Below are 21,393 nucleotides of genomic sequence, written 5' to 3' on the forward strand. Positions count from 1 at the left end.
GCGTGTTGCGTTATACGGCAAGCCGTTGCAATGATTTTCGTGTCTTGACCTGGAAAAACAAGGTCTCGTCGCAACGTTGATGTTGCGTAGATCGTGAAAGCAACGTAGCGTTTGCGGTGTCGGAAAGAGAGCGGCAAGCGCCGCGGACTCAAGGAGCACACGATGCAGAAGTTCGACACCACCGCCCCGATCGCCGCCGTCGTGACCGTCCCCGCCGGGCGCGTCCACTTCGTCGCCGCCGACCGCGCCGACGCGACCGTCGAGGTCCTCCCGGTGGACGCGGGCAAGGGCCGGGACGTGAAGGCCGCCGAGCAGGTCGCGGTGGCGTACGCGGACGGCGTCCTGAAGATCGAGTCCGCGGCGAAGAGCTCGGCGTTCGGGTCGTCCGGGGCGGTCGCGGTGACCGTCCACCTGCCTGCCGGGTCCCGCGTCGAGGGCAAGGCGGAGGCCGCCGAGCTGGTGACCGAGGGCCCGCTGGGCGAGGTGGCCTTCGAGGGCGCCTACAAGCACATCACGGTGGACCAGGCCGCCGGCCTGCGCCTCAAGGCGACGGACGGCGACATCGAGATCGGCCGCCTGAACGGCCCGGCGGAGATCGCCACGGCCCGCGGCGACATCCGGATCGCCGAGGCGGTGGCGGGGACGGTCGTCCTGCGCACCCAGTCCGGCAGCATCTCGGTGACCGCGGCGCACGGCGCCTCGGCCTCCCTCGACGCCGAGACCCCCAACGGCCGGATCAGCAACGCGCTCAAGAACGACGGCACCCCCGGCCTGGAGATCAAGGCGACCACCTCCAACGGCGACATCACCGCCCGCAGCCTCTGACGCCGCATGGCGATGCAGCCTCCCTGCAACGAACAGCGGAACGGCCCCGGCAGACGAAAGTCCGCCGGGGCCGTCCCTGTTCTCTCCTGCCGACGCCGCGACGGAGGGGCGCTCCCCTGCCGGCCTACGACGCTCGCGTCAGCGTCCGCTCAAGCGGCCAACCGCCTGCTCAAGCGGCTACTTGACCGTGACCACGACCGAGTTGGTCTTGTAGGTCTGGCCCCACTTGCCGTGGTGCTTGAACTGGACGGTGCCGCGGAAGGCGTGCTTGCCCTTGGCCTGGTTGCCGAAGTTGAAGGCGATCGAGTAGATCTCCGCCTTCGCCTTGCGGTCCCAGTGGCCGACCGTCGTGCACTTGACCGTCGCGAACTTGCCGGGCTTGCCGGTCGCCTCCTGGAGGCAGAACTTCGCGCCGGTCAGGTGCTCGTGCGCCGAGTCGGTCGCCGCGGCCAGCTTGAAGCCGACGGTCCCGTGCCGGTGCACGGTCTTGTGGTTGGCGTGCAGGTCGAAGCTCGCCTTGGCCGAGGCCATCCCGGCGGTGCCCAGCGTGACCGCCCCGGCGGTCGCGATGACGCCCGTGGCGAGGATGAGCTTGCGTCGCATCTGTAACTCCCGTTCCTTGGTGGACGAAGCGTAAGACGCGTCACTTAAGCAAAAGGTTAAGGAACAGATCGTGTGATCTGGGCCACTCCCCGGTGTCCCTCGCGCGACGGGACCGAGCCGTCATTTCACGTGTTTCGGCACCACGTCGGTGTCGGTGTGGTGGCTCTCGGTCGGCTTCGGAGCCGGGGTCGGCGGCGGCGGGACGGGACGCCTGTCCCACACGACGACGTTCGGCATCCGGCCGACGCTGCGCGCGGTGACGGTGAAGGTGATCTTCGCCGTGTCGCCGGGTGCGAGGCGTCCCGTCCAGACCAGGTAGGGCTCGCGGTAGGCGACCCGGCCCTTGGTCGCGTGCGCGTCGTGGTTGTAGTCGCCGTGCTTGAGCACCTTGCTCATGTCGTCGGTGAAGTGGGCGAGCATGGTCGTCCCGCCGACGTTCTGGGCGGTGATCGTGTACCGGACGGTGTCGCCGACGCGCACGTACCGCTTGTCCACAGACTTGTGGACGACGAGTTCGCCCGGCGCCGGGTTCGGCGACATTCCGGTGCACTGCGCCCGGACGTCCCCGAGGACGACCTTCGCGATCGGACCGCGGTAGAGGACGCCGCGAGCGCCGTTCAGCGTGCCCTCGATGTCGAACACGACGCGCGCCTCGGCGGCCGTGTCCGGCGTCGTCTTCTGGACGCGCGTCATCGTGACCTTCAGCGTGCCGGTCGTGACGTCCGGGTAGCCGAGCTGCGCGCCGGTGACGTCGACCGAGTTCTCGCCGTCGGCGAGCAGCCGTTCCGCGAACGTCGGCGCGGTCACGTAGTTCTGGACCTGCGGGGCGTGCGGCGGCTCGCACTGCGCGTAGGTGTGCACGGCCGCGACGTCCAGGACCTGCGGGGCGCCCGGCTTGAGCGACATGGCGAACACGTTGGGGTCGCTGGTCGCGTCCCAGGCGCCGACCGCGGTGTTCCCGGACGTGCTGCCGGACGGGTTCGCGATCGTGACCAGCGACTTCACGCCGTCCGGGTCGTGGGCGTAGTCGGCCTGGTCGCGCTCGGTGGCGTCGCCGGTCGTGGCCGTGCCGAGGCGTCCGGTGAACGCGGGCTGCCCGATCGCCGGGATGCCCGTGACGTCCAGGTTCACTCCGACAGTGGACGAGCGCGGCCCCGCCCGACGCGCGGACGCGAGTGCCGACCCGGGTGCGGACGCGGGTGCGGAGCCGGTTGCGGATCCGGTCGTGGCGACGGCCAGGCCGATCGTGGCGGCGGCCATCGCGATCGCCGCGACGGCCGCGGCCAGCGGCGCGGCGAGCACGGCCGGCAGCGCGGCGAGAGGCGCGGCGACGGCCGCGGCCAGGGCTCGGAGCCGCCGTCGTTGCGTAGTGATCATGCAAGCATGAGTTCATGCCGTGGCGCGGTCCGACCTGCGGATACGCCGTTGGCGGGCGGAGCTGTCCCCGCAGTTGGCGAAGGATCTACCCGAGTGGCGCACGTCACACGGCGGTCTGTCACGGATCGGGCGGGCCGCTTGTCCCATGGGCGTCGAAAAGGGATCGTCCTCAAGGAGATGGGGAAGATGCGCAAGAGCATCGTCGTCGTGGGCGCCGGCTACACCGGGATGTTGAGCGCCGTCCGGATCGCGCACGGGACGCGCCGCGACCGGGACGTCACCGTCACGCTGGTCAACCCGTCCGAGCGGTTCGTGGAGCGGCTGCGCACGCACCAGACCGCGTCCGGGCAGGAGCTGGCCGTCCGTCGCATCCCGGACCTGCTGGACGGTTCGGGCGTCGTGTTCCGCCAGGGCAGCGTGACCGAAATCGACACCACCCGGCGCCGCGTCGTCATCGACGGAACGGACGGGCTCGCCTACGACGTGCTCGTCATCGCGCTCGGGAGCAGGGCCGACACCTCGCTCGTGCCCGGATCGGCCGATCACGCGTTCACGCTGGACGAGCCCGGACGGCTCGCGGCGCGGCTCGCCGAAACGGACGTCCGGAACGTGACCGTCAGCGGCGGCGGCCTGACCGGTGTCGAGGCGGCGACCGAGATCGCGGAGACCCGTCCCGACCTCAAGGTCACGCTGGTCAGCCGCGGCGAGCCCGCCGCGATGATGGGCCCGCGGGCGCGCGCGCACATGGCGAAGGCGTTCGAGCGGCTCGGCGTGACCGTGCGGGTCGGCGAGGCCGTCACGAAGGTCCTCCCGGACGGCGTGGAACTCGCGGACGGCACGATCGTCAACTCGGACGCCACCCTGTGGACGAGCGGCGTCCGCGTCCCCGACCTCGCGACGGCCGCGGGCATCACGACCGACCGCAGCGGACGCGTCGTCGTGGACGCGGAACTCCGCTCGGTGTCCCACCCCGACGTGTTCGCGGTCGGCGACGCGGCCGCTGCGAAGCAGGCGTGGGGCGAGATCCACGGGACCTGCCAGAGCGGCATGCCGACCGCTGCGCACGCGGCCGACAACATCGTCCGGATGCTGCGCGGGCGCGCGCTCAAGCCGTTCCGGTTCGGCTACTTCCACCAGCCGGTCAGCCTCGGCCGCCGCGACGCCGTCATCCAGTTCACGCACGCGGACGACACGCCGCGCCGCTTCGCGCTCACCGGGCGCGCCGCCGTCCTCTACAAGGAGGCCGTCAGCAGCAGCCCCATCCCGTTCTTCCGGATGAGCAGGCGCTTCAATGTGTACCCGTACCTCTCCAAGGGTGGCCGTACCACCCGGTGAAGGAAGGCGGCCCGTGATGACGAGCACCGGCACGGCAGAGGACCCGTTCACCGCGCACCGGCGTTTGCTGTTCGGGACCGCCTACCAGCTGCTCGGCAGCGTCGCCGACGCCGAGGACGTCCTCCAGGACGCGTGGATCGCGTGGAACAAGGCCGACCGCACAGGCGTCGAGAACCCGCGCGCCTACCTCGTCCGGACGGTCACCAACCTCTCCATCAACCGGCTGACGTCCGCCCGTGCGACGCGCGAGAGCTACGTCGGGCCCTGGCTCCCCGAACCGCTGCTGACCGCGCCCGACAGCGCCGCCGAGGAGGCCGAGGTGGCCGACACCGTCTCGACCGCGATGCTGGTCGTGCTGGAAACGCTGTCGCCGATCGAGCGCGCGGTGTTCGTCCTGCGCGAGGTGTTCGGCTTCTCGTATGCGGAGATCGCCGGTTTCGTGGAGCGGCCCGAGCCGTCCGTCCGGCAGGTCGCGCACCGCGCGCGGGAGCACGTGCAGGCCCGGCGCCCCCGGTTCGACGACGATCCGGAACGCCGCCGAGCGCTCACCGAGCGCTTCATGGCCGCGGCGTCCGGCGGCGACATCAACGCCGTCATGGAACTGCTCGCCCCCGACGTGACCTGCTGGTCGGACGGCGGCGGCAAGGTCACCGCGGCGCGGCGCCCGCTGCACGGCCCGGACCACGTCGCGCGCTGGCTGCTCGGCACGCTCGCCAAGCCGGAGTCGGTCGGCGTCGTCCTGGAGGCGAGGACGGTGAACGGCGAGCTGGCGGTGGTCGCGGTCATCGGCGGGCAGCCGATCGGGGTCGTCACCTACGACCTGCTCGACGGCCGCATCCAGAACCTGCGCTTCCAGGTGAACCCCGACAAACTGGCGGGCCTGCGAGGATGAGCCGGATGGGGAACGTGATCATCCTGGCCGGGCCGCCCGGCGCCGGGAAGACGACCGTGGCCGGGCTGCTCGCCGGACGGTTCGAGCGCAGCGTCCACCTGCACACCGACGACTTCTGGGCCTACATCAAACGCGGAATCATCCCGCCGTATCTGCCCGAGTCGCACGAGCAGAACGAGACCGTGATGGGCGTCGTCGCGGGCGCGGCCTTCGGCTACGCGGCGGGCGGCTACACCGTGATCTGCGACGGCGTGATGGGCCCGTGGTTCCTGCACAAGTTCGAGGAACGCGCGCAACCGTTCCACTACGTGATCCTGCGTCCGGACGCCGCGACCGCGCTCGCCCGCGCGACCGGGCGGGACCCGGATCGGCACCTCACCGATCCGGGTCCCATCGCGGACATGCACGCCCAGTTCGTGGCGCAGGACGGCTACGACCGGTACGTCCTCGACTCGTCCGTGCTCACCCCGGACGAGACCGCCGACGCCGTGTCGGACGGGATCCGGGACGGCGCGTACCTCTTCAAGCGGCCCCGCTGAGCAGCGACCGCTCCACCTCCGGGTCGAGCCCCACCGCCGGACGGTCCGGACGCTGCGGCGCCTCGCCGCCGATCGACCGCAGCCACGCCCACGTGTCCGCGACGGTCTCCTCGACCGGACGGCACCGCAGCCCCTCGCCGATCACCTTGTCCACGTTCGTCCGGTGCAGGAACTCGTACAAATCGCCCGGCGGAACCCAGACCGGGAGGTCCTGCCACGGCTGCACACCCGCCGCGAGGATCGGGTCCGGGTCGGCCCAGCGCAGCCGCGCGTCCGACCCGGTCGCCCGGACGCACGCCTCCAGCAGCTCGCGCATCGTCGTGTGCCCGACCGGGCTGGTCACGTTGAACGCCCCGCCGACCTGCCGCGCCGCCGCGTCCAGCGTCCACGCCGCCAGGTCGCGGACGTCGATCAGCTGCAGCTTCAACTCGGCCGGACCGGGCGCGAGCACGGGGCCGCCCTGTGCGATCCGGTTCAGCCACCACGGCAGCCGCCCGATGTTCTCGTACGGGCCGAGGATCAGACCGGCGCGCGCCAGCAGCGCCCGATCACCGAACGCGCGGACCGCGGCCAGCTCACCTCCGGCCTTCACCCGCGCGTAGTCGGAAGCGCGGTCGTGGTAGTCCGCGTCGTCCGGCGAACCCTCGACCAGTGGCGCACTCTCGTCCGCGCCGACCGCGACCGGGTACTCGTAAACCGACCGGCTCGAAATGTACGCATAGGAACCCGCGCGGCCCGACAACAGTTCCGCCGCGTCCCGCACGGCCGCCGGGGCCCACGACCAGGTGTCGACCACGACGTCCCACTCGCCGTTCCGCAACTCCGCCAGCCCGTCCGGCGCGGTGCGATCGCCGCGCAGCACCGCCGCACCTTCCGGGGCCTCGTGCGTGCCCCGGTTGAAGACCGAGACCTTCCACCCGCGCGCGACGCCCTCCTCGACGACCGCGCGCCCCACGAATTCCGTACCGCCAAGAACCAGAAGCCTCATACCTCCGTGCTATCACCCGGAGGCCACGTCCGTTCAGGGGCCACGACACCGCTCATAGCGAACACCCGCAGCCCAGAGCGAACATGAGGGCTCCTCACACGCGCGCGCCCCCGGGCGGCTTATGATCACGCCGTACCCGCCAGGTGGGAGAGCCGATGACCGCGGAATGGGCGCCGACCGGAGTCGACACCAGCGTGCCGAGCCCGGCGCGCATCTACGACTACTTCCTCGGCGGCAAGGACAACTACGCCGTCGACCGCGCCGCCGGGGACGCCTTCCTCGCGACCGCGCCCGAGACGCTCCACGCGTGCCGCCACAACCGCGCCTTCCTCAGCCGCGCGGTCACCCACCTCGTCCGGGACGCCGGGATCGACCAGTTCATCGACATCGGCACGGGCCTCCCCACCCAGCAGAACGTCCACGAGGTAGCGCAGCAGCACAACCCGGACGCCCGCGTCGTCTACGTCGACAACGATCCGATCGTCGCCGCCCACGCCCGCGCCCTGCTCGCGAACACCAGCGGCGTCGCCCTCGTCCAGGCCGACCTGCACGACCCCGAGGCGATCCTCGCCCACCCGGACGTCACCCGCCTCATCGACTTCGACCGCCCCGTCGCCGTCCTCCTCCTCGCCGTCCTGCACTTCTTCCCGGACGCGGACGACCCGCACGGCATCGTCGCCCGCCTCATGGCCCCGACCGCACCGGGCAGCCACCTGGTCATCTCGCACGGCACGTCCGACCCCGACCCGGCCATCGCGCAGGAGGCCGAGCAGGTCTACGACAGCCACTCCTCGGCGTCCCTGCACACCCGCACCGCCGCCGACATCGCCCGCTTCTTCACCGGCACCGACCTCCTCGACCCCGGCCTCGTCTACACCGCCGCCTGGCGCCCCACCCCCGAAACCCTCCCCGCGACCCCCGCCGAAGCCGGCATGTACGCCGCCATCTCCCGCAAACCCTGACGTCCTCCCGCTCAGTCCCGGATGGTGCCGAGCCAGAGCAGGTCGCGGGCCCTCGTCATGGCGACGAAGGACTGGCGGCGGGTCAGCGCGGCGCGCTCGGCGGCGGTGGGATCGCCGCCGAGGGTGGTCGGACGCGTCGTGAACGCGGGCAGGAAGACGTGCTTGAACTCCAGGCCCTTCGCGCGCAGGTAGGTGCCGATCTTCAGGGCCTCGGTGGGCCGCCCGTCGTAGCTGTCCAGGCGCAGGACGGGCAGCCCGGCGCGCGTCAGCAGCCGGTGGTAGTGCTCGACGTCGGTGCGCGAGCGGCACAGGACGGCGGTGCTCGCGAGCGCGGCCGGGTCGCCCGCCGCGAGCGCGCCGAGAGCGCCGACCAACACGTCGTCGTGGTCGGACTCCGACGCTGCGGCGGCGTGCACGACGCGGCCCTCGTGGTAGGTGGTCTCGACGGTCCGGTGGCCGTTGGCGGTCGGGCCGTCCAGGTCGTCGAACGGGTCGTCCGAGACCAGGCGCATGGCCTCGTCCAGGATCGGGGCGGCGTTGCGGTAGTTGATGCGCAGCACCGCTCCGCGTCCCTTGATGCCGACGCCGGCCTCGCCGAGCCGGAACCCGCCGGGGTAGACGGCCTGCTGCCCGTCGCCGATCAGCAGCAGCCCGTTGGGGCCGTCGCCCGCGAGGGCGTGCAGCAGCCGGACGCCGACCAGCGTGAGGTCCTGCACCTCGTCCACGATCACGGCGGCGTAGGGCGGGGCGGCGGGACGCTCGCGCAGCTCGGCGAGCGCGCTGCCGCGGCCGGCCTGGAGCCACGCGCGGGAGAAGCAGTCCTCCGCCGCGCGCTTGTCCAGGTTGATCCGGACGCCGCGGTCGGCGAGGAACCGCTGCGCCCAGCCGTGCAGGCTGGTGAACTCCACCCGGTCGGCCAGGTGGGGCGCCATCCGCTGGAACAGCCGCCCCTGCACGCGCGGGAGGTTGTTCACGTAGGTGACGTACATGATCGGCCCGGTCGTGCGGGTGGCGATGTGCGCGGCGCGGTGCAGGCCGACGACGGTCTTGCCCGTCCCGGCCGGTCCGCTGATGCGCGCCGGCCCGCTCCATTCGCGGCGCGCGATCGCGACCTGGTCGGGATGCAGGAACGTCATCCACTGCTCGATCGGGCCGTGCAGGACCGACGCCATCGCCGCCTGCTCGACCTCCTCGACGTCGAACAGCCCGGACTTCTCGCCCGCGGCGGCGGCCGGACGCTCTGGAAGCGCGTTCGCCTCGTACGCCGGGAAGCCCTCTTCCAGGTAGGCCGCGACGGCCTTCACCATCGGCGCGTTCAACCGCTTCGGCGCGGCGAGCAGCATGCTCAGGACGTCCTCGCGGCCCGTGAGGCGGACCCGTCCGAGCGTCTCGTCCAGGCGGTGGCCGGCGAACACCAGCAGCGGCTGGACGGCCACCGGCGACATGCCGAGCGCGACCGCCGCGCCAGCTCCAGTGCCTGCTCCCGGGCCCGCAGCCCCCTCGCCCCCGCCGATCCGCCAGCGACCACCGCGCACCCCTTGAGCACCGTCAGAAAGTCACGACCTCCCAGAGATAGCAACAATCACTCTCCGACAACACCCCTGAACTACGGAAATCGCCGTGACCATGGAGGATCCGGGCGGATGGCCGGCACGCTCCGGAGTGGGCGGGCGGGTGGGGCTGCGCAAGGGTTGACGAAATTTTTCTACGTTTGTCGTGATTGCTCGTTGTTCGGTTTGCGGCACTGTGCGTGAGGGCACTTCCAGGATCCCCCTTGAGAGGAGACCTCCGCATGGTGAGGTTCGGTGTCCTTCTGCCGGCGAGCGGCGCGGCGGCGTCGCCCGAGGAGATCGTCCGGGTGGCGGCCGGGGCCGAGCGGGCCGGGCTGGACTCGGTGTGGGTGCAGGACCGGCTGCTGCGGCCGCCGGGGCCGGTGTCGTACGGCGGGGTCATGCCGCCCGCCGATCCGCCGGACGAGTGGGCGAACGTGTACGACCCCCTGGAGGTGCTGTCGTTCGTCGCGGCGCGGACGGAGCGGGTGCTGCTCGGCACGAGCGTGATCGCGGCGCTGTTCCAGCCGCCGGTGGTGCTCGCGCGGCGGGTCGCGACGGTCGACCGGCTGTCCGGCGGGCGGCTGCTGGTCGGGCTCGGGCAGGGCTGGATGGCCGAGGAGTTCGAGGCCGTGGGCGTGCCGCTCGGCCGGCGCGGCGCGGGGTTCGAGGAGCACGTCAACGCGATGCGCGCGGTGTGGGGGCCGGACCCGGTGCGGTTCGAGGGGCGGCACTACCGCATCCCCGAGTCGCAGATCGGGCCCAAGCCCGTCCGGGACGTGCCGGTCGTCATCGGCGCGGTGAGCGCGCGGGCGGTCGCGCGGGCGGCGCGGCTGCGGGCGGGGCTCACGCTGTCGCTGTACTCGTGGGACGACCTGCGCGAGATCGTCGCGCTGTACGGGCGCGCGGCGAAGGAGGCCGGGGTCGATCCGGCCGACACCCCGCTCGTCGTCCAGGCGAACGGGCCCGTGGGCGAGACCGATGCTGATCCGGGGCGGATGCCGCTCACCGGGTCGCCCGAACAGGTCGCGTCGGACGTCGAGCGGCTCGCGCAGCTCGGGGCCGACCACGTCTACTGGCCGCTGGGCGAGGGAGGTGTTGAGGCGGTCGCGCGGCTTCGCGGATGAGCTGGTCAGAGTGATTTGGGCAAGGCCCCGGGGTGTCGTCCCGGGGCCTTGGCCTTCCGGGGGACAACGCGGGGACAAGGCGTGAACAAGGGACCTTCGTAGCTTCGGGTACAGCTCGTCCACAACGTGGTGGAACGGGCTTCACACCCCGAACTACCCGGAGGTATCTCTCGTGTCCGCACAACCCGATGCGGCGAGGCGCGGGCCCGGTTTCGCCGTGCTCGCGGTGACGCAGTTCATCCTCATCCTGGACGCGGCGATCGTCACGATCGCGATGCCGTCGATCCAGCGGGGCCTGCACTTCTCGCCCGAGAACCTGTCCTGGGTGGTGTCGGCCTACACCCTGGTCTTCGGCGGGTTCCTGCTCCTCGGCGGGCGCGTCGCCGACCACGTGGGGCACCGCGCGATGTTCGTGTGGGGCCTGCTGATCTTCGTGGTCGGGTCCGCGTCCTGCGGGCTGGCGCAGAACTCGGCCTGGCTGATCATCTCGCGCGGCGTGCAGGGCTTCGGCGCGGCCGTGGTCGCGCCCGCCGCCCTCGCGCTGGTGATGCGGCTGTTCACCGAGCCGCAGGAGCGGTTCAAGGCGCTCGGCATCTGGGGCGCGCTCGCCGGGCTCGGCAGCGTGTCCGGGACGGTGCTCGGCGGCGCGCTCACCGACTGGATCAGCTGGCGCGCGATCTTCTGGATCAACGTCCCGATCGGCATCGTCGCGCTGGCCCTCACCCCCGCCCTGCTCCCCGGCGGACGCGTCGGAGAGCGCGCCGCCTCGTTCGACGTCGTCGGCGCGATCGCGTCCACGCTCGGCCTCGGCCTGCTGGTGTACGGCTTGGTCACCGCGCCCGACAAGGGCTGGGGCTCGACGTCCACCGTCGCGTCGCTGGTGGTCGGCGTGCTGCTGCTGGTCGCGTTCGTGGTCGTGGAGAACCGGGTGTCCGCGCCGCTGGTGCCGCCGAGCCTGTTCCGGCTGCGCCCGCTGACCGGCGGGAACCTCGGCATGGGGCTCATGACGATGGCGCTCGTCCCCGGCATGGTGTTCCTGACCCTCTACATGCAGCAGGTGCACCACTGGTCGCCGCTCCGCTCGGCGGTCGCGCAGCTGCCGATCTGCGTCGCGATCATCATCGGCACCCAGCTCGCCCCGCCCGTCGTCGGACGCGGCGGGCCCCGCGCGGCCGTCGCGATCGGCTCGATCATCGCCGCGGCCGGGATGGCCTGGTTCGGCGCGATCTCCGCGGACGGCGGGTTCTGGGCGCAGATCCTCGGCCCGTCCCTGCTCGCCGGGATCGGCATGGGCATGGTGTTCGTCGCCGCCACGATCGCCGCGACGTCGATGGCCCCGCCGCACCTGGCCGGTGTCGCGTCCGGCGTGCTGAACACCTCGCAGCAGGTCGGCGCGACGCTCGGCATCGCGATCCTGACGCCGGTCGTGACGGAGCTGATCAAGAGCTCCGCCAAGGACGGCCACCCGATGCCGGAGGCGCTGACCAGCGGCTACTCCGGCGCGCTGGTCGCGGGCGCGTGCATCGCCGTCCTGGTGCTGCTGCTGTCGGCGACCGTCATCCCCGGCAGGCCGCCGCAGGGCGCGCCCGCTCCGGACGCCTCGCCCGCCCCCGCCGAGAAGGCCCCGGAGGCCGGCGCCTCCTCGGCCTGACCCGCCGAACCGTCCGATCCAGCCGCCCTGGCCGCCCCGCTCGCCCAAGGCCACCCCACCACCCCGCGGCCGGGAGTGGAGCCGGTGCCCACCCGGCTCCTCCCCGATCTCCCGGCCCGCCGCGACCGGGAGGGGGACAACGCCTCCGCGTCCCCCTCCCGGCCACGGCACCTCCCGTCCCTCGTCCCCCCAGCTCGTCCCCGGCCTGTCCCCCCGGCTCCCCGCTGCTCGTCCCTCTTGCTCCGACTCCCCGCTGCGTCCCCTCCACGGCCCTCGATGAAAGCGAGAGCTCTACGCATGGTCACGCGACGGCAGTTCGTCCTCGGCGGAGCGGCCACGGCCGCCACCGCCGTCCTCTACAACGCCCACACCGCGCGCGCCGCGGGGCCGATGGCCGGGCACGGCTCGCACACCGCGCACCTGCTGCGCGCCGGCAGCCGCCTCACCACCTCGCCGTTCTCCGTCCAGATGCCGGTGCCGAGCGTGCTGCGGCCCACCTCCTCGACGTCCACGACCGACTACTACGACATCGCCGTGAAGAACGGCACCGAGGAGCTGGTCCCCGGTGTGAGCAGCGGGATCTTCGGCTACAACGGCACGTTCATCGGCCCGACGATCCGGGCCTGGCAAGGGCGCCAGGTCGTCGTCCGGCAGACCAACTCCCTGGACCGGCCCATCTCCACCCACCTGCACGGCGGGCACGTCTCCGCGGCGAACGACGGCCACCCCATGGACGTCATCAACCCCGGCGGCAGCAAGACCTACACCTACCCGAACAACCAGTACGCGGCGACGCTCTGGTACCACGACCACGCGCACCACGTGGAGGCCGAGAACCTGTTCAAGGGCCTCGCCGGGTTCTACCTGATCTCCAGCCCGGACGAGCGCGCGCTGAACCTGCCGCGCGGACCGTACGAGGTGCCGATCATGCTCCGGGACGTCCGGATGGCCGACGACGGCACCCTCAACTGGGTCATGGACGACTTCGCGAACCGGACGACGATCCTCGTCAACGGCCGCAACCAGCCGTACTTCCCGGTGCAGGCCCGCAAGTACCGGTTCCGGTTCCTCAACGCGTCCAACCTGCGCCCGTTCGGCCTCGGCCTCGCGGACGGCTCGACCCTCACGGTGATCGGCGCGGACCAGAGCCTGCTGCCCGCGCCGGACGACGTGACCTCGTTCGAGCTGTGGCCGGGCGAGCGCTTCGACGTGGTCATCGACTTCTCCCGCTACAAGGTCGGCGACCACGTGCTGCTGACGAACGCGATGCCGTTCCCGAACGAGGGCGACGCGCAGAAGCAGCTGCTCCGGTTCGACATCGTCGGCACCGCGTCCGACACCAGCGACGTCCCCGACCAGCTCGCACCGGCGCCGACGCTGCCCGCCGCGACCAACACCCGGCGCATCCAGTTCGGGCCGTTCGACCCGCCGAGCGGCGTGATGGTGATCGACGGCAAGACCTACGACGACACGAGGATCGACCAGACCGTCCCGCTCGGCGCGACCGAGATCTGGGAGATCTACAACGCCGACACCCAGTACGGGCTGCCGCACAACTTCCACATCCACCTGGTGCACTTCAAGGTCCTCGACCGCAACGGGACCCCGCCTCCCGCCGCCGAGCAGGGCTGGCGGGACACCGTGACCGTGCATCCCGGCGAGACCGTCCGGGTGCAGGCGACCTTCGCCGACTACCGCGGCACCTTCGTCTACCACTGCCACCTGATCGACCACGCCTCGATGGGGATGATGGCGCAGTTCCAGGTGGTCTGACTCCGTTTCGCGTGCTCTATGGCTGGAGGCAAGTCCCAGTGGAACCGACTCCCAACTTCACGACACTTCCGCAACTGCTATCGGTGGCCGCCCATGACAAGCGCGGCGTCACTTTCGTCGACGGACCGCACCTTCCCTACGCCGACCTGGCCGAATGCGCGAAACGCGTGCTGTGCGGCTTGCGCGGCTACGGGCGCCTGCCCGGCGACCGGGTCCTGATCGTCGCGGACGACCCGCAGACGTTCCTGCCCGCCTTCTGGGGCTGCGTGCTCGGCGGGATGGTGCCCGCCCCGATCGCTCCGCCGAACGACGCGGCGCGGTGGCGGACGCAACTGGAACAGCTGAGCGTGCTGCTCGGCGAGCCCCTGGTGATCGCGCCGAAGGCGGCCCTCGCCGACCTTCCGGACGTGCCGCGGCTGCGCAGCGCCGCGATCGAGGAGCTGGCCGAGTCCGACCTCGGCCGGCGCGGCGAGATCCACCTCCCGCAGCCGGACGACCTGGCCCTGCTGATGCTGACGTCCGGCTCGACCGGCCTGCCGAAGGCGGTGCGGCTCACGCACGCGAACCTGCTGGCGGCGCAGGCGGGGAAGGCGGGCGCGCTCGGCATCACCCGGCACGACGTCTTCCTGAACTGGATCTCCGCCGACCACATCGCGGCGATCGAGGCGCACCTGCTGCCGATGACGGCCGGGGCCGACCAGGTGATCGCGACGCCGCAGACCGTGCTGGCCGACCCCTTGCAGTTCCTCCGGCTGGTGTCCGAGCACGGCGTGACCGTGACGTTCACACCGAACTTCCTTTTCGGGCAGCTCGCGCGGGCCCTGTCCGACGTTCCGCCGGGCGCCGAATCGTTCGAGCTGGGGAAGGTCCGGCACATCATCTCGGGAGGCGAGGCGACGGTCACCGCGACCGTCCGGCGGTTCCTGGACCTCGCCCAGCCGTACGGGCTGCACGGGGACGTCGTCGTCCCGGCGTTCGGCATGACCGAGACCTGCGCGGGGAGCGTCTTCAACACCGTGTTCGACCCGCGCGACGACGACGCGGAGTTCCCGGCGCTCGGACGGCCCGTCCGGGGCCTGGAGATCCGCATCGCCGCGCCGGACGGCCACGTGCTCGCCGCCACGTCCGGAGCGTCCGGCGCGACCGCGGCTGCCGGAGCGGACGGCCGGTCCGAGGCGGCGGGCGAGGTGCAGCTGCGCGGGACGATGGTCACGAGCGGCTACTTCGGGAACCCGCAGGCCACCGCCGACGCGTTCACCCACGACGGCTGGTTCCGGACGGGCGACCTCGGCATGTTCGACTCGTCCGGCGCGCTCGTCCTGGTGGGGCGCAGCAAGGACAGCGTGATCGTCAACGGCGTCAACTACTACAGCCACGACCTCGAAACCGTGCTGGGCGACCTGGACGGCGTGCGCGCGGGCAGCGTCGCGGCGTTCCCGACGCGTCCGGCCGGGGCGGACACCGAGCAGCTCGCCGTCGCGTTCGCGCCGGACGGCGACGCCGCGTTCGACGACGCCGCGCTCTACCGGACGATCGTCGCGATCCGGAACTCGACCGTCATGCACTGGGGCTTCCGCCCGGCGGCGATCCTGCCGGTGGACGAGGAGGCCATCCCGCGCTCGAACCTCAACAAGATCCAGCGGAGCCGGCTCCGCGAGGACCTCGAACGGGGACGCCTCGCCGCGTCCGCCCGCCGCGCGGACGAGCTGGCCGCCCGCTACCTCGGCGCCTTCGCCGAGCCCGGCACCGACGCCGAGCGGAGGCTCGCCGAGATCTACGCGCGCGTGCTCGACGCGGAGGCCGTGTCGGTGACGACCAGCTTCTTCGACCTCGGCGGCACCTCGCTGGACGTGCTGCGGCTGAAGGTCGAGGTGCAGCGGGCGTTCGGCGTGGACGACCTGCCGATGTCGACGATCCTCCAGGCGCCGTCCGTCCGGGCGCTGACCGGGCGGATCGCGGGCGGCGCGAAGGCCGAGTACGACCCGCTCGTCCCGTTGCAGCTCACGGGCGATGGCACGCCGCTGTTCTGCGTCCACCCGGGGCTGGGCGAGGTGCTGGTGTTCATCAACCTCGCGAAGTACTTCACGAACGAGCGCCCGTTCTACGCGCTGCGGGCGCGCGGGTTCGGCGAGGGCGAGGCGCACTTCGGCACGTTCGCCGAGATGGTCGACACGTACGTGGACGCCATCCGGCGCGTCCAGCCGCTCGGGCCGTACGCGGTCGCCGGGTACTCCTACGGCGGCGCGGTCGCGTTCGAGATCGCCAAGCGGCTGGAGGCGATGGGGCAGAAGGTGTCGTTCGTCGGCGTGTTCAACCTGCCGCCGCACATCGCCGGCCGGATGCACGAGATCACCTTCACCGACGGCGCGCTGAACCTCGCGCTGTTCCTGGACCTGGTGAACGCCGCCGACATCCCGGCCCTGGCCGCCAAGCTGCGCGGGCTCCCCGAGGACGAGCAGCTCGGCTACCTGGTCGACAACGCGCCCCGGCAGCGGCTGCGCGAGCTGGACCTGAACGTCGAGCGGTTCGCCGCCTGGGTCGCGCTCGCGCAGAACATGGTGCACCTCGGCCGCGACTACGCGCCGTCCGGGACGGTCGAGGACGTCCGCGTCTTCTACTGCACGCCGCTGAAGGGCACCAAGGCCGACTGGCTCAACGACCAGCTGCGCGCCTGGGACGACTTCACCCGCTCGGAGAACCGCTTCATCGAAGTGGACGGCGAGCACTACACGCTCATGAGCCCCGAGCACGTCCGGACGTTCCAGGCCACGCTGCGCGCCGAGCTGCGCGACGCGCTCGCCTCCGACCGGCGCGCCTCCTGACGCCTCCGACCAGGAAGACAGGACCACAGTGATCCACGGCAAGAAGATCCTGATCACCGGCGGGACGGGCCAGGTGGCCCGTCCGGTCGCCGAGGCGCTCGCGGCGGGTAACGAGGTCTGGTGCCTCGGCCGGTTCGGCGACCGGGACGCCCGCAAGGCGCTCGGCGAGCTCGGCATCCGCACCCGCGTCTGGGACATGGGCCACGGCTCCCTGCCGGACGACCTGCCCGGCGACTTCACCCACGTCCTGCACTCGGCCGTGCACCGGGGCGACGGGACCGACTTCGACGACACCGTCCGCATCAACACGACCGGGACCGCGCAGCTGATGCGGCACTGCGCGGACGCCGAGGCGTTCCTCTACGTCTCCAGCGGCGTCGTCTACAACCGCGCCGACCGCATGCACCGCTACCGCGAGACCGACCCGATCGGCGGGCAGGCGCCCTGGCTGCCCACCTACCCGGTCGCGAAGATCTCCACCGAGGGCCTGGTGCGCGGCCTCGCCGCCGCGCTCGGCCTGCCGACCACGATCGCGCGGCTGAACGTCGCGTACGGCCCGTACGGGCACGGCGGCCTGCCGGTGATCCTGTTCCGCCGGATGGCGGACGGGCTGCCCTGCGCCGTCCCGCGCGAGGGCCAGAACTTCTGCAACCTGCTGCACACCGACGACGTCGTCCGGCAGACGCCGCTGCTGTGGGACGTCGCGTCCGTCCCCGCCACCGTCGTGAACTGGGGCGGGGACGAGGAGGTCGGCATCACCGACCTGCTGCACCACATGGCCGCCCTCACCGGGATCGAGCCGCGGCTCGACCCGGGCGACCTGTCCCGCGAGACCGCGGTCTTCGACCACACCCGGCGCCTGGAGCTGGTCGGCCCCTGCGAGGTCGACTGGCGCGCCGGCGTCGCCCGCGTCCTCGCCCACCACGCCCCCGACCTCGTCCTGGAGCCCCGATGACCGCCGACACCGAGCCCACGACCGGCACGGCCGCTGACACCGCGCTCACGACCGGCACGGCCGCTGACACCGCGCTCACGACCGACAACATCGCGCTGATCTCCGCCTCGTACGACGCGTTCCGGCGCGGTGACCTCGACGCGGCGCTCGCGTTCTTCGACCCCGACATCGAGTGGGTCCACCCGGACGGTATGGACGACCACGGCCTCGGCGGCGTCGAGCGCGGCCTTCCGGCCGTGAAGGCGTTCATGGCCCGCGCGCGGGCGCTGTTCGCCGAGGTCGGGATGCGTCCCGACACGTTCTTCGCCGAAGGCGACCAGGTGGTCGTCACGGGCGTGAACCACATGCGCGCCGCCACGACCGGCCGCGAGGCCGACATCACTGTCGTGCACCACTGGCGGATCCGCGACGGGAAGGCCGTCCGCTTCGAGGACATCCACGACACCGCCGCCATCCGCGCCCTCGTCGAACCGGCCGTGGACCCGGCGATCGAGCCGTGGCAGGTCATCCGCACCGGGTTCCGGTTCTGGGAGTCGCGGGTGCTCATGTCGGCGATCGAGCTTGGCCTGTTCGAGGCGCTCGCGGACGGCCCGCGCCCGGTGGAGCGGATCGTCCGGGAGCTGGGCCTGCACGAGCGCGGCGTCCGGCCGTTCCTGGACGCGCTGACCGGCCTCGGCATGCTCGCTCGCGAGGACGGCGGCGCGTACGGCCTGACGCCGGTCGCCAAGCGCTTCCTCACCGAGGCCGAGGGCACGAACGTCGCGGGCCTGCCGCTCGCCGCGTCCCACCTTTGGTGGGAGTCGTGGAAGGGCCTGACCGAAATGCTGCGCACCGGCCTTCCGCAGAACAAGGCGAACGCGGGCGACGACCCGTTCGAGGCGCTGTACGCCGACCCCGAGCGCGTCCGCGCGTTCCACGCGGCGATGGCGGGCGGCGCGACCGGCGCGGCGCTCGCGCTGGCCCGCGAGAGCGACCTCGACTGGGACGCCGTGAAGACCGTCGCCGACGTCGGCGCGGCGGGCGGCGCGGTGCTGCGGACGCTGCTCACCGCGCACCCGCACCTCGCCGGGATCGGCTTCGACCTGCCGCAGGTCCGGCCGCACTTCGAGCGGGCCGCGCGGGAAGCGGGCCTGGCCGACCGGATGCGGTTCGAGGGCGGCAGCTTCTTCACCGACGACCTGCCGGCCGCCGACCTGCTCGTCCTCGGGCACGTGCTGTGCGACTGGGACACCGCCACCAAGCGCGACCTGCTCGCCAAGGCGTACAAGGCGCTGCCCGCGGGCGGCGCGGTCGTCGTCTACGACCTGATGACCGACCCCGGACGGCCCGACGGGGCCGCCAACCTGTTCGGCCACCTGGCCGATCTGCACATGATGCTGGAGAGCCCCGGCGGGCACGGCTACCGGCCCGCCGACGCGGCGGCCTGGCTGGCCGAGGCCGGTTTCGGACGGGTCTCCGTCCGCCCGCTGTCCGGCCCCGAATGGCTCGCCGTCGGCTTCAAGGACTGACCCATCCGATCGGGACCGGGCCCCCGACGACGCGGCCCGGTCCCGTCCCGACCGAGCACCCGAGCCGCCGGCGCGGCCTGCCCGCCGTGCCACGCGGCCTCGCCGAGGAGGAGAACCCGCATGCCCCAGCTGGACTTTCCCGGAGCCAACCCCGAAGGCGTCGAACTCGCCCAGCGGCTGTTCGTCATCCACGACCAGATGCGCCGCGACATGGACGAGTTCCGCCGCCTGGTGACCGCCGTGGTGGACGGCGTCGGCGGCGACGCGGCCGCGCGCCGCAGGCTCCAGGGCGCGATGGACGCCTTCCGCCAGCGCGACTGGCAGCGCATCCTGCCGCGCTACTGCGCCCAGTTCTGCTCCTTCGTGCACGGCCACCACACCGTGGAGGACGCGTCGATGTTCCCGGTGCTGCGGAAGCGCAACCCGGACCTCGCGCCGCGCATCAAGCAGCTCATGGACGAGCACGAGCGGCTCGTCGCGCACCTGGACCAGCTCCAGCAGATGATCCGGCTGCTGCCGGGCGACCCGGCCGTGGGCCCGAAGATGCTCGCCAAGGTCCGGGAGGTCTCCGAGCTGCTGTCGGCCCACCTGGAGTACGAGGAGACGCACCTGACGCCGACCCTCGTCCGCCTCACCTACGCCGACATCGCCTGACCCCTGACCCGCTGACCCGCTGCGCCCCGACGCCGCCTTACGCGCTTCGCCGACGCGGCCTCCCGCGCTTCCCCGACGCCGCCGCCCGCGCCCTCCCTCCTTCCGTTCCTGGAGAATCCTCATGCCCGACTACCGGCACGACCTGCTGTTCGGCGTGTTCCTCTCGCCGGCCGTCGCCGACATGCCCGCCACGATGGAGAACGTCCGGCTGGCCGAGAGCCTCGGCCTCGACCTCGTCGGGATGCAGGACCACCCGTACCATCCCGGCTTCGCCGACACCCCGACCCTGCTCACCCGGGTCGCGCTCGCGACCCGGAAGATCACCGTGTTCCCGGACGTGGCGTCGCTGCCGCTGCGCGGTCCGGTGACGCTCGCGTCCTGGGCCGCCACGCTCGCCGAGATCAGCGGCGGGCGGGTTCGCGCTCGGCCTCGGCTCCGGCGCGCACCAGGGCGGGATCGCCGCGCTCGGCGGCCCGTCCTGGACACCGGGCCAGCAGGTCCAGGCGCTGGACGAGGCCGTCGGGTCGTCCGCGGCCTGCTGGACGGGCGCCCCGGGCACACCGTCGAGGGCGAGTTCTACCGGCTCCGCGACGCCCCGCCGATCCTCGGCCGCCCCTTCGACGTCCCGCTCTGGCTGGGCGGGTACCGGCCGCGCACGCTGAACCTGATCGGCCTGCCTCGCCGACGGCTGGATCCCGTCCTCGGCCTACATGGGCCCGGGCGAGATGGCCGCCGCGTCGCCGCTGATCGACGAGGCGGCCACCGCCGCCGGACGCGACCCGGCGGCCGTCCGCCGCCTCTACAACCTGGACGGCGTGTTCTCGCCCGGCGCTTCGGGCGGGTCCTGCACGGGCCGCCGAAGGTCTGGGCCGATCAGCTGGCCGAGCTGGCGCTCGAACTCGGCGTGTCCGGGTTCGTCCTGTCGTCGGGGCGTCCCGCCGACATCGAGCTGTTCGCCCGGGAGGTCGTCCCGGCCGTCCGGGAGGAGGTGAACCGTGCCCGCAGTACCTGAACGGTCGCCGTACCCGCAGTACACGCCGCGCGTCACCGGCCTCACGCCCGCCGCCAAGCCCGGCCGGGTCAAGGCCGGGGCGCTCGCGGCCGTCGCCGCCGGGAACGCCCTGGAGTGGTACGACTGGTCGGTCTACGCGTTCGCGCGCCGATGTTCGCGCACGCGTTCTTCCCCAAGGGGCAGCCAGCGGCAGCGCTGATGGCGGCGCTCGCGACGTTCGCCGTGGCGTTCTTGGCGCGTCCGGTCGGCGCGGCGCTGCTCGGGCGGCTCACCGACCGCTGCGGACGCCGCGCCGGCATGACCGTGTCCGTCGCGATCATGGGTGTGGCCTCGGTGCTGATCGCGATCGTCCCGACCTACGGGACGATCGGCGTCGCCGCGCCGCTCGCGCTGCTGGTGCTGCGCTGCGCGCAGGGCGCGTCGTCCGGCGGGGAGATCGGCGCCACCGCGGCGTACCTCGCCGAGACCGCGCCCGCCGAGCGGCGCGGCTGGTACTCGGCGGTGTTCCAGCAGTCCACGGTGCTCGGCACGCTCGTCGCGGCGCTCGCCGCGACCGGCCTCTCCGCCGTGCTCAGCAAGGACGAGATGCACGCCTTCGGCTGGCGGATCCTGTTCGCCGCCGGGGGACTCGCCGGGATCGCCGCGATCGTCCTGCGCCGCAAGCTCGCTGAGAGCTTCCTGTTCACCGCGCAGGACGGCGCCGACCGGCCACTGCGGACGCTGCTGCGCGAGCACCGGCGCCCCGCGCTGCGCATCGCCGCGATCACGCTCGCGCCGACGATCGTCTTCTACACGTGGGTGCTGCAACTGCCCGCCTCGC

At 72.4% G+C, this 21,393-nt stretch carries 19 protein-coding genes; 15 read left to right on the forward strand and 4 right to left on the reverse strand.

The genetic code is table 11. The annotated features are described in order from the left end of the window. Positions 1-162 precede the first annotated feature (162 nt). On the forward strand, positions 163-825 hold the full coding sequence (locus tag FHU30_RS30135; protein WP_253880336.1) for a DUF4097 family beta strand repeat-containing protein: 663 nt from the start codon (positions 163-165) through the stop codon (positions 823-825). Between the two features lie 177 nt (positions 826-1,002). Here the strand turns inward: FHU30_RS30135 and FHU30_RS30140 are convergent, their stop codons facing one another. Both FHU30_RS30140 and FHU30_RS30145 read right to left on the reverse strand, forming a co-directional pair. Next, entirely contained in the window at positions 1,003-1,428 is a 426-nt protein-coding gene (locus tag FHU30_RS30140; RefSeq protein WP_253880337.1) for a hypothetical protein, read from the reverse strand. 120 nt (positions 1,429-1,548) lie between these two features. Continuing rightward, positions 1,549-2,805, reverse strand: coding sequence for a DUF7927 domain-containing protein (locus tag FHU30_RS30145; protein ID WP_253880338.1), 1,257 nt, complete (start codon positions 2,803-2,805; stop codon positions 1,549-1,551). A 186-nt stretch (positions 2,806-2,991) separates the two neighbouring features. Between FHU30_RS30145 and FHU30_RS30150 the strand changes: the two genes are divergently transcribed. Genes FHU30_RS30150 through FHU30_RS30160 form a run of 3 tightly spaced genes read left to right on the forward strand, consistent with a single transcriptional unit; the run spans position 2,992 to position 5,571 of the window. Further along, positions 2,992-4,140 carry an NAD(P)/FAD-dependent oxidoreductase gene (locus FHU30_RS30150; RefSeq protein ID WP_253880339.1) on the forward strand — a complete coding sequence of 383 codons (1,149 nt, stop codon included), beginning with the start codon at positions 2,992-2,994 and terminating at the stop codon, positions 4,138-4,140. 16 nt (positions 4,141-4,156) lie between these two features. Continuing rightward, positions 4,157-5,032, forward strand: coding sequence for an RNA polymerase sigma-70 factor (locus FHU30_RS30155; protein WP_253880379.1), 876 nt, complete (start codon positions 4,157-4,159; stop codon positions 5,030-5,032). Positions 5,033-5,037: 5 nt separating this feature from the next. After that, positions 5,038-5,571 (forward strand): AAA family ATPase, encoded by a 534-nt coding sequence (locus tag FHU30_RS30160; protein WP_253880340.1) that lies wholly within the window; start codon positions 5,038-5,040, stop codon positions 5,569-5,571. Here FHU30_RS30160 and FHU30_RS30165 read toward each other — a convergent pair. Then, positions 5,555-6,559, reverse strand: a complete 1,005-nt coding sequence (locus tag FHU30_RS30165) for an NAD-dependent epimerase/dehydratase family protein (protein ID WP_253880341.1) — start codon at positions 6,557-6,559, stop codon at positions 5,555-5,557. The two genes, FHU30_RS30160 and FHU30_RS30165, sit on opposite strands and share 17 nt — an antisense overlap. A gap of 155 nt (positions 6,560-6,714) precedes the next feature. Between FHU30_RS30165 and FHU30_RS30170 the strand changes: the two genes are divergently transcribed. After that, on the forward strand, positions 6,715-7,521 hold the full coding sequence (locus FHU30_RS30170; protein WP_253880342.1) for an SAM-dependent methyltransferase: 807 nt from the start codon (positions 6,715-6,717) through the stop codon (positions 7,519-7,521). An 11-nt stretch (positions 7,522-7,532) separates the two neighbouring features. On the opposite strand, the gene FHU30_RS30175 is transcribed toward FHU30_RS30170, so the two are convergent. Then, positions 7,533-9,056 (reverse strand): UvrD-helicase domain-containing protein, encoded by a 1,524-nt coding sequence (locus FHU30_RS30175; protein ID WP_253880343.1) that lies wholly within the window; start codon positions 9,054-9,056, stop codon positions 7,533-7,535. A gap of 257 nt (positions 9,057-9,313) precedes the next feature. Here FHU30_RS30175 and FHU30_RS30180 point away from each other — a divergent pair, with 257 nt between their 5' ends. From FHU30_RS30180 to FHU30_RS30225, 10 genes are all read left to right on the forward strand, one after another. Further along, a complete protein-coding gene (locus tag FHU30_RS30180; RefSeq protein ID WP_253880344.1) occupies positions 9,314-10,198 on the forward strand; it encodes a TIGR03619 family F420-dependent LLM class oxidoreductase in 885 nt (294 codons plus the stop codon). A 172-nt stretch (positions 10,199-10,370) separates the two neighbouring features. Next, positions 10,371-11,849 carry an MFS transporter gene (locus FHU30_RS30185; protein WP_253876830.1) on the forward strand — a complete coding sequence of 493 codons (1,479 nt, stop codon included), beginning with the start codon at positions 10,371-10,373 and terminating at the stop codon, positions 11,847-11,849. 297 nt (positions 11,850-12,146) lie between these two features. Next, positions 12,147-13,622 (forward strand): multicopper oxidase family protein, encoded by a 1,476-nt coding sequence (locus tag FHU30_RS30190; RefSeq protein ID WP_253876829.1) that lies wholly within the window; start codon positions 12,147-12,149, stop codon positions 13,620-13,622. Between the two features lie 83 nt (positions 13,623-13,705). Beyond that, positions 13,706-16,444, forward strand: coding sequence for an alpha/beta fold hydrolase (locus tag FHU30_RS30195; protein ID WP_253876827.1), 2,739 nt, complete (start codon positions 13,706-13,708; stop codon positions 16,442-16,444). Between the two features lie 28 nt (positions 16,445-16,472). Continuing rightward, the gene (locus FHU30_RS30200) at positions 16,473-17,399 is read left to right on the forward strand and encodes an NAD-dependent epimerase/dehydratase family protein (protein WP_253876825.1); all 927 of its coding nucleotides are present in this window, start codon (positions 16,473-16,475) and stop codon (positions 17,397-17,399) included. Beyond that, positions 17,396-18,907 (forward strand): methyltransferase, encoded by a 1,512-nt coding sequence (locus FHU30_RS30205; RefSeq protein ID WP_253876823.1) that lies wholly within the window; start codon positions 17,396-17,398, stop codon positions 18,905-18,907. Before FHU30_RS30200 ends, FHU30_RS30205 begins: the two co-directional genes overlap by 4 nt. Before the next feature lie 120 nt (positions 18,908-19,027). Beyond that, entirely contained in the window at positions 19,028-19,561 is a 534-nt protein-coding gene (locus tag FHU30_RS30210) for a hemerythrin domain-containing protein (protein WP_253876821.1), read from the forward strand. A 121-nt stretch (positions 19,562-19,682) separates the two neighbouring features. Further along, positions 19,683-20,573 carry an LLM class flavin-dependent oxidoreductase gene (locus FHU30_RS30215; RefSeq protein ID WP_253880345.1) on the forward strand — a complete coding sequence of 297 codons (891 nt, stop codon included), beginning with the start codon at positions 19,683-19,685 and terminating at the stop codon, positions 20,571-20,573. Beyond that, entirely contained in the window at positions 20,557-20,772 is a 216-nt protein-coding gene (locus FHU30_RS30220) for a hypothetical protein (protein ID WP_253880346.1), read from the forward strand. Before FHU30_RS30215 ends, FHU30_RS30220 begins: the two co-directional genes overlap by 17 nt. Further along, a partial coding sequence (locus tag FHU30_RS30225; protein WP_253880347.1) for an MFS transporter occupies positions 20,772-21,393 on the forward strand: 622 nt, incomplete at its 3' end. The genes FHU30_RS30220 and FHU30_RS30225, both read left to right, overlap by 1 nt.

Source organism: Actinomadura rupiterrae (assembly GCF_024172125.1).
GTDB lineage: Bacteria > Actinomycetota > Actinomycetes > Streptosporangiales > Streptosporangiaceae > Spirillospora > Spirillospora rupiterrae.

What these genes read in the sequence shown, in the direction of transcription:
- FHU30_RS30135 (WP_253880336.1), top strand. Translation starts at nt 163, where the DNA reads ATGCAGAAGTTCGACACCACCGCCCCGATCGCCGCCGTCGTGACCGTC.
- FHU30_RS30140 (WP_253880337.1), bottom strand. Translation starts at nt 1,428, where the DNA reads ATGCGACGCAAGCTCATCCTCGCCACGGGCGTCATCGCGACCGCCGGG.
- FHU30_RS30145 (WP_253880338.1), bottom strand. Translation starts at nt 2,805, where the DNA reads ATGATCACTACGCAACGACGGCGGCTCCGAGCCCTGGCCGCGGCCGTC.
- FHU30_RS30150 (WP_253880339.1), top strand. Translation starts at nt 2,992, where the DNA reads ATGCGCAAGAGCATCGTCGTCGTGGGCGCCGGCTACACCGGGATGTTG.
- FHU30_RS30155 (WP_253880379.1), top strand. Translation starts at nt 4,157, where the DNA reads ATGACGAGCACCGGCACGGCAGAGGACCCGTTCACCGCGCACCGGCGT.
- FHU30_RS30160 (WP_253880340.1), top strand. Translation starts at nt 5,038, where the DNA reads ATGGGGAACGTGATCATCCTGGCCGGGCCGCCCGGCGCCGGGAAGACG.
- FHU30_RS30165 (WP_253880341.1), bottom strand. Translation starts at nt 6,559, where the DNA reads ATGAGGCTTCTGGTTCTTGGCGGTACGGAATTCGTGGGGCGCGCGGTC.
- FHU30_RS30170 (WP_253880342.1), top strand. Translation starts at nt 6,715, where the DNA reads ATGACCGCGGAATGGGCGCCGACCGGAGTCGACACCAGCGTGCCGAGC.
- FHU30_RS30180 (WP_253880344.1), top strand. Translation starts at nt 9,314, where the DNA reads ATGGTGAGGTTCGGTGTCCTTCTGCCGGCGAGCGGCGCGGCGGCGTCG.
- FHU30_RS30190 (WP_253876829.1), top strand. Translation starts at nt 12,147, where the DNA reads ATGGTCACGCGACGGCAGTTCGTCCTCGGCGGAGCGGCCACGGCCGCC.
- FHU30_RS30205 (WP_253876823.1), top strand. Translation starts at nt 17,396, where the DNA reads ATGACCGCCGACACCGAGCCCACGACCGGCACGGCCGCTGACACCGCG.
- FHU30_RS30210 (WP_253876821.1), top strand. Translation starts at nt 19,028, where the DNA reads ATGCCCCAGCTGGACTTTCCCGGAGCCAACCCCGAAGGCGTCGAACTC.
- FHU30_RS30215 (WP_253880345.1), top strand. Translation starts at nt 19,683, where the DNA reads ATGCCCGACTACCGGCACGACCTGCTGTTCGGCGTGTTCCTCTCGCCG.